The 12,888-nt window shown below is 44.2% G+C and carries 9 protein-coding genes; 8 read left to right on the top strand and 1 reads right to left on the bottom strand.

The genetic code is table 11. From position 1 onward, the window contains the following. Positions 1-25 precede the first annotated feature (25 nt). The 6 genes from gloB (at position 26) to greA (ending at position 9,142) form a co-directional block, all read left to right on the top strand. Positions 26-814 (top strand): hydroxyacylglutathione hydrolase, encoded by a 789-nt coding sequence (gloB, locus tag BZL35_RS02050; protein WP_106182407.1) that lies wholly within the window; start codon positions 26-28, stop codon positions 812-814. Between the two features lie 94 nt (positions 815-908). Next, positions 909-2,534: a transglycosylase SLT domain-containing protein gene (locus BZL35_RS02045; RefSeq protein WP_106182404.1), complete on the top strand. Its 1,626-nt coding sequence runs from the start codon at positions 909-911 to the stop codon at positions 2,532-2,534. Positions 2,535-3,263: 729 nt separating this feature from the next. After that, a complete protein-coding gene (carA, locus tag BZL35_RS02040) occupies positions 3,264-4,409 on the top strand; it encodes a glutamine-hydrolyzing carbamoyl-phosphate synthase small subunit (RefSeq protein WP_106182402.1) in 1,146 nt (381 codons plus the stop codon). 60 nt (positions 4,410-4,469) lie between these two features. Next, positions 4,470-5,153, top strand: coding sequence for a leucine efflux protein LeuE (gene leuE / locus BZL35_RS02035; RefSeq protein ID WP_106182400.1), 684 nt, complete (start codon positions 4,470-4,472; stop codon positions 5,151-5,153). A gap of 19 nt (positions 5,154-5,172) precedes the next feature. After that, on the top strand, positions 5,173-8,418 hold the full coding sequence (gene carB / locus BZL35_RS02030) for a carbamoyl-phosphate synthase large subunit (RefSeq protein WP_106182398.1): 3,246 nt from the start codon (positions 5,173-5,175) through the stop codon (positions 8,416-8,418). A 247-nt stretch (positions 8,419-8,665) separates the two neighbouring features. Then, positions 8,666-9,142, top strand: a complete 477-nt coding sequence (gene greA, locus BZL35_RS02025; RefSeq protein ID WP_106182395.1) for a transcription elongation factor GreA — start codon at positions 8,666-8,668, stop codon at positions 9,140-9,142. A gap of 455 nt (positions 9,143-9,597) precedes the next feature. Here greA and BZL35_RS02020 read toward each other — a convergent pair whose 3' ends face one another. Continuing rightward, positions 9,598-10,086 carry a YhbY family RNA-binding protein gene (locus BZL35_RS02020; RefSeq protein WP_106182850.1) on the bottom strand — a complete coding sequence of 163 codons (489 nt, stop codon included), beginning with the start codon at positions 10,084-10,086 and terminating at the stop codon, positions 9,598-9,600. A gap of 137 nt (positions 10,087-10,223) precedes the next feature. On the opposite strand from BZL35_RS02020, the gene BZL35_RS02015 reads away from it, so the two are divergent. Then, positions 10,224-10,886 (top strand): RlmE family RNA methyltransferase, encoded by a 663-nt coding sequence (locus BZL35_RS02015; protein ID WP_106182849.1) that lies wholly within the window; start codon positions 10,224-10,226, stop codon positions 10,884-10,886. A gap of 108 nt (positions 10,887-10,994) precedes the next feature. Beyond that, complete coding sequence (gene ftsH, locus BZL35_RS02010) at positions 10,995-12,875, top strand: ATP-dependent zinc metalloprotease FtsH (protein ID WP_106182393.1); 1,881 nt, start codon at positions 10,995-10,997, stop codon at positions 12,873-12,875. Positions 12,876-12,888 lie beyond the last annotated feature (13 nt).

Raw genomic sequence — 12,888 nt, 5'->3', positions numbered from 1 at the left:
TTTCAGTATACAGGATCTAGATAATATGGATTTGAAAGTGATACCAGTGCCTGCGTTCGAAGATAACTATATTTGGGCAATTGATAATGGAAATTATGCTGCTATTGTTGATCCTGGTGATTCGCGTCCAGTTTTTGACTATCTTGCGAAGAATAGTCTTACGTTAAGTGCTATTTTACTGACACACCATCATAGTGACCATATTGATGGTGTTGGAGATCTTCTCAGGCAGATGCCAGTTCCTGTTTATGGACCTTCTGACGAATATATTTTATGGGTCGATCATCCACTAGCTCATGGCGAGTACTTTGTACTTGAGCATCTTGCAATTGAGTTGCTCGTGATGCATGTGCCTGGACATACTGTAGGACATATCGCCTATTGGTTTGAGGGTGATGCGATGAGTAGACCACGTTTATTTTGTGGAGATACGTTGTTTTCTTGCGGCTGTGGGCGTTTATTTGAAAGTGCTGCCTCGCAGAAAATGCTTTACTCGCTAGATCGATTGGCAGCGCTACCTGGTGAAACATATGTGCACTGTTCACATGAATATACAATGTCGAATATCCTTTTTGCGCTGACATGCGATCCACGAAATGTTGCTTTGAAGACTTGGCAAGGTCGTGCGCAGTATTTGCGCGATCAGAGGTCTCCAACTTTACCGACAACCCTAGCACAAGAACGTGTAACAAATCCATTTCTACGCAGCGATGCTCCTGAAATAGTTGCTTCTGCACAATATTGGGCAGGCAAGTTGCTGCATTCGCGTGAAGAAGTTTTTGCCACCATTCGGGCCTGGAAAGATGTCTTCTGATAGTTTGCTTGGCGAAAAAGATTGACGTGACAAAACGGTTTCCTTAAGATTCATCTGGATTTCATGAAGATGTTACTAAATTTGAGTCTGATCAATGCGAATTATCGTTAGCTTGCTGTTCATGCTGATTTTGACAGCGTGCGCTGGCACAGCTCCGACAAAAAGAGAGGAAAGTGCTGTTGCTTTCTTGAAAAACAAAGCCTGGATTGCACCCCCTCCGTTTCAAAATATTTCCAAGCAAAAAGCTTTCGATAATCAAGCGATTGAGCTTGATGTGATCGAAGAACCTCCTTATGCTGAGGATGGCGATGTTAACCTATGGTCTCGTATTCGAAGTGGTTTTGGTATGCCTAACCTCGATACTGATTTAGCAGAAGATCGGACACATTGGTACGCCGCTCGCCCAGATTATCTAGAGAGGATGATTTATCGATCAAAAAAATATTTATTCCATATCGTAGAAGCGCTCGAACATCGGGGTATGCCTACTGAATTGGCCTTGCTACCGTTTGTAGAGAGTGCATATAACCCGCAACTTTTGTCAACTGCAAAAGCTGCGGGTATTTGGCAATTTATTCCGAGTACAGGAAAATCGTATAATCTAAAACAGAACATTTTTCAGGACGAGCGCCGTGACTTGCTGGCTTCTACTACTGCTGCCTTAGATTATCTTTCTAAGTTATACGATCAGTTTGGTGATTGGCATTTGGCGCTGGCAGCTTATAACTGGGGTGAGGGTAATGTGCAACGTGCTATAGATCGCAATCAATTAAAAGGGTTGCCGACGGATTATGTTAGCTTGCGAATGCCTACGGAAACTCGTTACTATGTGCCGAAGTTACAGGCGATGAAAAATATCATTGCCTGTCCTGAGCAATATGGATTGAATTTGCCCGTTATTCCGAATCAACCATATTTTGTGAGTGTTTCCACCAAGCGTGATATCGATTTGGCACTTGCTGCAAAGCTTGCTGATTTGCCGCTTGATGAATTTTGCGCACTCAATCCATCATTCCGCAAGCCCTTGATTCTTGGTGCGGTAAAACCAAAAATCCTTTTGCCGTTTGATAGTGCCGAAGTGTTTCAACGTCGTTTGAAAGACTATGATAAACCCTTGTCATCATGGACGACTTATACTTCGTCATCGCGGGAGCGTCCGGAAGATATTGCATTAAAGCTTGGCATCGATGCCTTAGTTCTGCGGAGGGTTAATAGTATCCCACCGCGCGTGCGTTTAAAAGCTGGGTCAACGCTATTAGTGCCGCGCTCCAATAGCGTTGATGGCGATATCAGTAAGTCTGTAGTTTCAAATGCTGTTTTGGCAGTGGAGCCAGATGTTCCCTGTACGCGAAGGGTACTGGTGCGTGCACGTAAGCGCGATACACTGACAGCAATTGCGTCTCGTAGTGGGGTATCAGTCGCACAAATTAAGAATTTTAATCGTTTGCGCAGCACACGTGTTAGCCCGGGACAGTTGTTAGTTCTGCATGTGCCGGTTGTTCCTGTTCCACCCCGGTTGGTGGCAGCGAGAAAGGTCATCAATACTGCCTCTCGTGTCACACGAACCGCATGTTGTAAAAATAAGAGCGAAGTTATCAAAGTGCAGGCAAATCGATCTATGTCTTCTACTGTGAATACAAAATTCAAACAAAAAGGCAAAACTCCTGCTGCGAAGGTGAAAAAAAATATCGGCAAGGCAGCGAAGGCGATACACCGTTGATTGAAATCTTTAATGTTTTAAAAGATAAGTGTGTGCCACTAGATGGCTAATATTTTTTATTAAAATAGTTGGAATTTCAGGCGCGTCGAATGCTGTCGATTCATTTTTTTGATTGAACAAGTGTTTCTGGGCGTGTGTGTAGTACAGGGATTTTTAATCTTATCAAGCTTTATTTTTTGAGCATCGTTGTGTGGTTGGTCGATCTATTTGAGAGTAATGGTTTTATATCACAATGGTCTTTCTCACTGCATCCTTGGTTTTTTGCTGAAATCCCGGTATGGTATCTGTAGTTTACAGATTTTTTTAAAAAGAAATATTTTTAAGAGATTGGGGATGCCCTTTACCTTGATATTCTAGAACTGGAAATAACGCATAGAGAAACATTGAATCCAGTGAATTAAATGTTGCACATCAGTCTACCGCTGAGATTAACTCCAAATCTTTGTGATTCACCCTGCGTAGTTTGTTAAGTATTTTTTGCAAAAAATATGAACGCAAGGCACATCAGGTCGCTTGCTTGGCTTTTGAAAATAAGCATTTTTATGCTATCATTAACGAAGATTGCGTTCAGTTATTTAAAACATTTACCCTAGCAGCTATCCGCTTGCTATCTCGTTTTTGGTCCGAAATCTCACTTGTTTTTGTGGAACCTTTAAACAGGGAAATCGGTACTGATCATCGTTTTGCATGTTGCATTGGTCGCATGGGTGAAATTTTTAGGAGTTTTCCGTGCTGCCGTCATTCCAACCCGCTATTCTTGCGCTCGCTGACGGCACGGTCTTTCGTGGTTATGCCATTGGCGCTACTGGCTGCTCCGTTGGCGAAGTAGTGTTTAATACAGCTCTTACCGGTTATCAAGAAATTCTTACTGATCCGAGTTACGCCCGTCAGATCGTCACATTGACGTATCCACATGTCGGCAACACGGGTGTGAATCGCGAAGATGTCGAATCTACGAAAGTCCATGCCGCCGGTCTCATCATTCGTGACCTTCCAATTTTATCGTCGAGTTTTCGTCAAGAAAAGACGCTATCGGCCTATCTAAAGGCTGAGGGCGTTGTTGCGATCGCGGGCATCGATACTCGCTGTTTGACTCGTCTTTTGCGTGATAAAGGTGTCCAAAATGGCTGTGTCTTGGCTGGAGAAGACGTCAGTGAAGATGAGGCTATCGCTTTGGCTCAGTCTTTCCCTGGTTTGGCGGGCATGGATCTGGCTAAGATTGTTTCTACAAAAGATCGCTATGATTGGCGAGAATCAGAATGGCGTTTGGGGAAAGGTTATGGTGAGCAAATCGCCCAACAATACCATCATGTTGTGGCTTTTGACTATGGAGTTAAGCGAAACATTTTACGGATGCTGGTTGAGCGTGGTTGCAAAGTTACAGTCCTGCCAGCGCAATCGACTGCCCAAGATGCACTAGCACTGAATCCAGATGGAATTTTCTTATCGAATGGTCCTGGTGATCCTGAGTCTTGTGATTATGCTGTTTCAGCAGCCAAAGTTTTCCTGGAAAAGCGGATTCCTACTTTCGGCATTTGTCTTGGGCATCAGATTATGAGTCTCGCTATCGGTGCGAAGACGTTAAAGATGAAAATGGGTCATCACGGTGCGAATCATCCTGTAAAGGACCTCGACTCAGGGCGTGTGGTGATTACATCTCAAAATCATGGCTTTTCGGTTGATACTGACAGTTTACCTTCGAATGCTCATGTCTCTCATGTGTCGCTATTCGATGGTACTTTGCAGGGTTTTTCGCTAATAGATCGACCTGTTTTTTGTTTTCAAGGGCATCCAGAGGCATCGCCTGGGCCGAGTGATGTGGGATACTTGTTTGACCGTTTCATCCAGTTGATGAGTGAGTCACGTTTTTCTTGAATCGCGATGAATGTGATCTTGGCAAAAATATATTGCAAAACGAAAAAGGAGAACTAAGTCATGTTTTTCGAGTCGCTAGGTGTGATTAATATTGGAACTTATCTGGCGGGGGTTGTTGTGATCGTTTTGCTGCCAGGGCCGAATTCGTTTTATGTCTTATCAGCCTCTGCCAGGCATGGCGTGCGCTTGGGATACTTGAGTGCATGTGCTGTATTTGTTGGTGATGCTGTATTGATGGCACTATCAGCAGCTGGCGCAGCATCTTTACTGAATAGTAGTCCTACTCTATTTCTTGGTGTTAAATCCTTGGGTGCGGCGTATTTATTCTGGATGGGCTTCAGTATGCTGCGTGACGCTTGGCGTAATATGAGGCAGAAAACAACGGTTGAGGCCACAGAACAGGTGATGGATAATGTCTCATTATCTAGCGATGCTAAGCCAGGTCTTTTGTTCCGTCGTTCGTTGATGATCAGTTTACTTAACCCGAAGGCGATTTTGTTTTTTGTGTCATTTTTTATTCAGTTTGTTGATCCTAGTTACGCTCATCCTGTTTTGTCATTTGCCGTTCTTGGTGCAATTTTGCAGTGCTTTAGTTTTTTGTATTTGAGCATGTTAATTTTGGCCGGCGCTCGCTTGGCTAAACATTTCCGAGAACGTCGTCGATTAAATGTTGGTGCGACTGGCGGCGTAGGCGCGTTGTTTGTTGGCTTCAGTGTGAAGTTAGCGAGCGCGACGCTGAATTAATTATTTGTTGGGAACCGTTATGCCAAAGCACACAGACATTAAGAGTATCCTCATCATTGGCGCCGGCCCTATCATCATTGGTCAGGCATGCGAATTCGATTATTCGGGTGTGCAAGCGTGTAAAGCTCTGCGCGAAGAGGGTTACAAGGTTATTCTGATTAACAGTAATCCAGCTACCATTATGACAGACCCGGATATGGCTGATGTAACTTACATTGAGCCTATCAGTTGGGAAGTCGTTGAATGCATTATTGCCAAAGAGCGTCCGGATGCAATCTTGCCTACGATGGGTGGACAGACAGCGTTGAATTGTGCGTTGGATCTGTACAAACATGGAGTATTAGACAAGTACAAGGTCAAGTTGATAGGTGCATCGCCGGAGGCGATTGATAAGGCCGAAGATAGATTGAAGTTTAAAGAGGCAATGACCAAAATCGGCCTTAGTTCGGCAAAGTCGGGTATTGCTCATTCAATGGAAGAGGCTCTAGCTGTTCAAGCACAGATCGTTGCTGAAATTGGAGGAAGTGGTTATCCAATGGTGATCCGTCCATCGTTTACGTTAGGTGGATCGGGCGGTGGTATTGCCTATAATCGGGAGGAATTTCAAGAAATTTGTAAGCGCGGTCTCGACTTGTCTCCGACTTCCGAGTTATTGATTGAAGAATCATTGCTCGGTTGGAAAGAATACGAAATGGAAGTCGTACGTGATCGAGCTGACAATTGTATCATCGTGTGCTCCATCGAAAATTTGGATCCGATGGGGGTGCATACTGGTGACTCAATTACAGTGGCCCCAGCGCAGACTTTGACTGACAAGGAATATCAGCTCCTTCGGAATGCTTCTTTGGCTGTATTGCGAGAAATTGGCGTGGAAACTGGCGGTTCAAACGTTCAGTTTTCGATTAATCCCAAAGATGGTCGGATGGTTGTCATTGAAATGAATCCCCGGGTGTCGCGTTCGTCAGCTTTAGCTTCCAAAGCTACTGGATTCCCCATCGCAAAGGTGGCTGCTAAGCTTGCTGTTGGTTATACGCTCGATGAGCTTCGCAATGAAATTACTGCTGGTGCGACGCCAGTATCATTTGAACCAACTATCGATTATGTCGTTACTAAGGTGCCGCGTTTTGCTTTTGAGAAATTTCGAGAAGCCGATGTTCGATTGACTACGCAAATGAAGTCGGTAGGTGAAGTGATGGCTATAGGTCGCACTTTTCAGGAATCGTTTCAGAAAGCGATACGTGCTTTGGAAGTGGGTGTTGATGGTCTTGATGAAAAATCGACTGATCGCGATGAGATCATTGCAGAGATTGCAGAACCTGGGCCAGATCGCATTTGGTACGTTGGTGATGCTTTTCGTTTGGGAATGAGTCTGGAGGAAGTCTACAATGAGACAGCAATTGATCCTTGGTTTCTTGCCCAACTGAATGATATCGTTAAAAAGGAAAATACGCTGCTGGATCGCAACTTGGCGAGTCTTACTGCATCTGAATTGCTTTTTCTAAAGCAAAGTGGTTTTTCGGATCGTCGTTTAGCAAAACTGCTTGGTACAAATCAGGATGAAGTTCGCCGTGTCCGTATTGCTAAAAAAGTCAGGCCAGTCTACAAACGGGTCGATACGTGTGCGGGTGAATTTAGAACCAATACCGCCTATATGTACTCGACTTATGAAGAGGAGTGTGAAGCAAAGCCAAGTGACAAAAAGAAGATTATGGTGCTTGGCGGCGGTCCAAATAGAATCGGACAGGGGATTGAATTTGATTATTGCTGTGTTCATGCGGCCCTGGCAATGCGGGAAGATGGTTATGAGACCATTATGGTCAACTGTAATCCAGAAACCGTTTCGACTGACTATGATACCTCAGATCGTTTGTATTTCGAACCGGTGACGTTGGAAGACGTACTGGAAATTGTTGATCTTGAAAAACCGTATGGTGTGATTGTTCAATATGGTGGGCAGACACCATTGAAGCTAGCGCTTGATCTTGAAGCTAATGGTGTGCCGATTATAGGAACCAGTCCTGATATGATCGACGTAGCGGAAGATCGTGAGCGCTTTCAGCAGTTGTTACAAGACTTAGAGTTGCGTCAACCATCTAACCGCACTGCACGTGTTGAAGATGAAGCGCTTATATTGGCAGATGAGATTGGCTATCCACTAGTGGTGAGACCATCTTATGTGTTGGGTGGTCGTGCCATGGAAATCGTTCATGAGCCGCGGGACCTTGAGCGTTATATGCGTGAAGCGGTGAAGGTTAGTCACGATAGTCCAGTGTTGCTTGATTGCTTTCTCGGAGATGCTATCGAGTGTGATGTCGATTGCATCTCGGATGGGACAGATGTGTACATTGGGGGTGTGATGCAACATATCGAGCAAGCGGGTGTTCACTCGGGTGATTCGGCATGTTCATTGCCACCATATTCTCTATCGGTTGAAACTATTAATGAATTGAAGCGTCAAACGGTTGCGATGGCAGAGGCTTTGAATGTTGTAGGGCTGATGAATGTGCAATTTGCGATTCAGCAGGAAAAAGGTCTTGATACTATTTACGTTCTCGAAGTTAATCCCCGCGCTTCACGTACCATACCTTTTGTATCCAAGGCCACGGGTCGTCAGTTGGCAAAGATTGCTGCTCGTGTGATGGTTGGGAACACACTTAAGGCGCAAGGAGTAAGCTCTGAAATTATTATTCCACCATATTTCAGTGTGAAGGAGGCTGTCTTTCCTTTCGTGAAATTCCCAGGTGTGGATCCGATACTCGGACCAGAGATGCGTTCCACTGGAGAAGTGATGGGTGTTGGAAAGACTTTTGGTGAAGCACTATTTAAGTCTCAATTGGCCGCTGGTTCCAGGTTGCCAGATTCGGGTACTGTTTTACTTACAGTGAAAGATGCGGACAAGCCACGTGCCGTTGAAGTGGCTAAGATCTTACATACTCTTGGATATCCGATTGTTGCTACGCGTGGTACGGCGGCAGCAATTCAAGCAGCTGGGATTCCTGTTCGCCTTGTTAATAAAGTGAAGGATGGCCGTCCTCACATTGTTGACATGATTAAAAATGGAGAAATTGCACTTATCTTCATGATGGTCGAAGACACTCGTGCGGCAATTGCTGATTCACGATCGATTCGCATTTCGGCACAGGCGCATAAAGTCACATACTACACAACGATTTGGGGTGCTCTTGCGGCAGCGGAGGGTTTGAAATACGTGCGAAATTTGAAAGTATACGATTTGCAAAACCTTCATATGCAGCTGTCTGTTTAGACTCACAAGTTAGTTGGAAACTGAAGGGGTTACGGTTTTTTTGATCATTTTGCTATAATATGGGAAAGGTGTTGCACCTTATTTTAGAAAGATATTCCAGGCTAATATTACTTGGAAATTTTCAACTGTAGGGTAATCCTGCTAAACTAGTGCAACACTGTTGTCACAGCCGCGGTCAAGCGGCGTTCGCAAAAAATGCGAATGCAGCTTTATCTGCGGCAATTTTTTTGTTTTTTGGAATATATGTATGAGTACCATTCCTCTGACCAAACGAGGCGCTGAGAATCTCAAGGAAGAGTTGCACCGCCTAAAAACTATTGATCGTCCAGCTGTCATTATTGCAATCGCTGAAGCGCGTGCACATGGGGATCTTTCAGAAAATGCCGAGTATGATGCTGCGAAAGAAAAGCAGGGTTTTATCGAAGGGCGAATTGCTGATCTTGAATCGAAGTTATCGGCAGCGCAAATTATCGATCCGTCAGTTTTGGATGCAGACGGACGGGTGGTCTTTGCATCGACCGTTGAGCTAGAAGATCTAGAAAATGGAGGTACGGTGAATTATCAAATCGTAGGTGACGATGAGGCAGATATCGAACAAGGTAAGATTTCTGTTAGTTCACCGGTTGCGCGTGCGCTGATTGGTAAGTATGCGGGAGATGTTGCTGAGGTTCAGGCACCGAGTGGTATCCATCAGTATGAAATTATTAATGTTAGATACATCTGAGTCTTTGCTAGTAGAAATAATCTTTGTCTACTAGCAAAGTTTTTTTGGGTGATTTTTTCGTTTACTCACAACGTTTTGGTATGACAGTGAGTGACCATTATTGGCTATCTGGTACTTCCTATCTTGTTTACAACATTGTTGTCGCGTACTTTAGTCAGTGCTCTTGATAAGTGCGTTAGTTCACGTTCATATGGTTCACCCAGATAAGGATTCCTGGGATTGGCATGGAGGTTGTCACATCCTCCTGTGCCTGTTGCTTTTTCATGCTACATTGTACTTTTTATCATTTATTTTTTAAAAACGTTGCTTGTTATGATGTTCATTTCTTATGAACAGTTATATTAACGTTGAAACGACGGAGATCAGTTATGTTTTTCATGCATGATCTTTTTATGCATGAAAAACATACATTTGAAAGCTAAACTTCTAGTAGTTCAGTGATAATAGTTCTTGCTTTAGGTATTTTTTTGACGTTTTATACTGGTTCTGTATTTCTTCGCTTTTTTGATAAGACCACCGCTGGTAAGACGTTCATTGCCTCGAACGATAACTTTGGAGACGGATGGACGACCTCCTCCTACATATCCACTCGATTTGATAACTTTGAAGGTTCGTGGCGCACCTCTTACTTTGACATTTGCTATTTCGCTTAGAGCTTCTGTTTTTTTAGAAATTGGACGATAGAGTACCAATAGTTTCCCGATGTGCTGTACTGGCGCAGCATCTAATTGATTACAAATTGATGTATAGATAGCGATGCGAGTATTACGTTCGTTAACAAAAACACGTACTTTGATGAGTTCATGTGAGTCCAGAGCATTATCTATTTCCTTCAGTACTGAGGTACTCAAGCCGTCACTGCTAATTAGTACGATGGGATTCAGTGCATGAGCAGCACTGCGCAGTTCGGCCCGACGGCGTGGGTTGAGGGGGAAAGTAGGCATAGGAAATAAAATAGATAAAAATTTCCAACCATTCATCGATATAAAAAATACGAAACGGCGGTAGTTGGAAGTCACTAAGTATGAGAACTGATAATTCAGGAGTATTATCTCGCAAACTCGTAGAGTTTTTGATAAAGATGACAAAAAATCGTTTTAGGACTACGTGGTTGCATGACCACATAAATGATCCATATGTAAAAATGGCACAACGCGAAGGCTATCGAGCTCGCGCCGTATATAAGTTAAAGGAGATCGATGAGCAAGACCGGCTAATCAAGCCGGGACAGATCATCGTTGACCTTGGTGCAACACCTGGCAGTTGGAGTCAATATGTGCGTAATAAACTAGCGAAAAGTAAATCGCTCGCACATGGCGGTATCCATGGCACTATCATTGCACTTGATCTTCTCAAGATGCAGCCCATTCCAGATATCACCTTTTTACAAGGTGATTTTCGGGAAGATGCTGTGCTTCAACAACTCGAAGAAATAATAGGTAGTCGCTATGTCGACCTTGTACTTTCTGATATGGCCCCAAACTTATCTGGAGTTGTATCTGCTGATATGGCTAGAATCGAGGATATTTGTGATTTGGCGCTGGATTTTGCCAAACGCCGTTTGAAATTTGATGGGACTTTGCTAGTGAAATGTTTCCATGGTAGTGGCTACACTCAAATTATCGAGAAGTTCAAACAGCAGTTCAAGATGGTGGCGCCGAGAAAACCGAAGGCCTCCCGTGATAAGTCTTCAGAGATTTTCATCTTAGGGCGGTGTTTGAAAAGCAAGCCTTTCGATCGTTAAGTTGACTTATATTCGCTGTAGCGGTGCTAAAGAATCACTATGGTGGTGTATATCGGAGTGGATTAAAATGAACGTTAATGCGAAGCGAATTCATCAAGGAGTAGCGCTTTGAATAATAATATGTTTTCCAAAGCGGCGATATGGCTAGTCATCGCACTGGTTTTATTTACTGTTTTCAAGAAATTCGATAGGCCCCATGTGCAAGATGGGGTAACGTACTCTCAATTCATGGATGATGCCAAAGGTGGCAAGATTAAGAATGTCATTGTCCAGGGACGTAGTCTGCAGGTGGCTTCAGTCGATGGGAAAAAGTACACTATCGTGTCACCAGGCGATATCTGGATGGTAGGTGACCTTATGAAATACGGTGTACAGGTATCTGGGAAAGCCGATGACGAGCCGAGTTTTTTGATGTCTGCATTATATTACCTTGGTCCAACTATTTTGATTATCGGATTCTGGTTTTACATGATGCGACAGATGCAAGGGGGCGGTAAGGGTGGCGCTTTTTCCTTTGGAAAATCGCGCGCACGTTTGCTTGATGAGAACACAAACTCTGTAAATTTTGGTGATGTCGCTGGTTGCGATGATGCAAAATACGAAGTCAGCGAGCTCGTTGATTTTTTAAAAGATCCGCAGAAATTTCAGAAATTAGGTGGTCGCATTCCGCGGGGTATTTTGTTGGTAGGGCCACCAGGTACCGGTAAGACCTTGCTTGCTCGTGCCATTGCTGGTGAAGCTAAGGTACCATTTTTCAGCATTTCAGGTTCTGATTTCGTTGAAATGTTTGTTGGGGTTGGAGCGGCACGTGTACGTGATATGTTTGAAAACGCGAAGAAGCAATCACCCTGTATTGTATTTATTGATGAACTTGATGCGGTTGGTCGTCACCGTGGTGCCGGCATGGGAGGAGGTAACGATGAACGAGAACAAACATTGAATCAGATGCTAGTTGAGATGGATGGCTTTGAAGTCAATTCCGGAGTCATTGTGATAGCGGCGACTAACCGTTCTGATGTGTTGGATAGGGCGTTATTGCGTCCTGGACGATTTGATCGTCAAGTCTACGTTGGCTTGCCGGATATCCGAGGTCGTGAACAAATTTTAAAAGTTCATCTGCGTAAGGTGCCGATTTCGAACGATGTTAATGCTTCGGTGATTGCCCGTGGAACGCCCGGCATGTCTGGTGCTGATTTGGCAAATCTTGTCAATGAAGCCGCGTTGTCTGCAGCGCGCCGTAATAAACGTATCGTCGAGCAACTTGATTTCGAAGACGCAAAGGACAAAATTTTTATGGGTCCGGAGCGTAAGTCAGCTGTAATGCGTGATGAAGAGCGTCGTGTTACAGCCTATCACGAATCAGGGCATGCGGTTGTTGCTATGTTATTGCCGGGAGCTGATCCGGTGCATAAAGTCACAATTATCCCTCGTGGTTATGCGCTTGGTGTAACCATGCAACTGCCAGAGCATGATAAGTATTCGGAATACCGCGATACAATGTTAGTGCAAATTGCGATGTTGTTTGGAGGTCGTGCTGCAGAAGAGGTGTTCTTGAATAAGATGTCTACTGGAGCCTCAAACGATTTCGAACGTGCAACAAAATTGGCTCGTGATATGGTGACTCGTTACGGCATGTCCGATTCCTTGGGTCCGATGGTCTACATAGATAAAGAGCAGGACTCGATGTTTGGGAGCATGTCTACTAAATCGATATCAGAAGCTACTCAGCAGAAGGTTGACGCAGAAGTTCGCCGAATTTTGGATGAGCAATATGCGCTGGCGCGTAAGCTGTTGGAGGACAACCGAGATAAAGTTGAGATCATGGTTCAGTCCCTAATGGATTGGGAAACTATCGATGCAGAACAGATCAGGGACATTATGGAAAATCGTCCACCACGTTCGTCATCCGGTAGTGATCATTCAGGTGATGATACTTCAACAGGCGGTAATGAATTGCTGGAGCCGACCAATAAACCTGCGACTATATAAATTTTTGCATGTA

The sequence above is a fragment of the Candidatus Pandoraea novymonadis genome, assembly GCF_003004665.1.
GTDB lineage: Bacteria > Pseudomonadota > Gammaproteobacteria > Burkholderiales > Burkholderiaceae > Pandoraea > Pandoraea novymonadis.
This window is presented reverse-complemented; position numbering and strand designations above follow the sequence as displayed.

Excerpts from the sequence above, each read along its gene's own strand:
- gloB (WP_106182407.1), top strand. The coding sequence starts at position 26 with ATGGATTTGAAAGTGATACCAGTGCCTGCGTTCGAAGATAACTATATT.
- BZL35_RS02045 (WP_106182404.1), top strand. The coding sequence starts at position 909 with ATGCGAATTATCGTTAGCTTGCTGTTCATGCTGATTTTGACAGCGTGC.
- leuE (WP_106182400.1), top strand. The coding sequence starts at position 4,470 with ATGTTTTTCGAGTCGCTAGGTGTGATTAATATTGGAACTTATCTGGCG.
- carB (WP_106182398.1), top strand. The coding sequence starts at position 5,173 with ATGCCAAAGCACACAGACATTAAGAGTATCCTCATCATTGGCGCCGGC.
- greA (WP_106182395.1), top strand. The coding sequence starts at position 8,666 with ATGAGTACCATTCCTCTGACCAAACGAGGCGCTGAGAATCTCAAGGAA.
- BZL35_RS02020 (WP_106182850.1), bottom strand. The coding sequence starts at position 10,086 with ATGCCTACTTTCCCCCTCAACCCACGCCGTCGGGCCGAACTGCGCAGT.
- BZL35_RS02015 (WP_106182849.1), top strand. The coding sequence starts at position 10,224 with ATGACAAAAAATCGTTTTAGGACTACGTGGTTGCATGACCACATAAAT.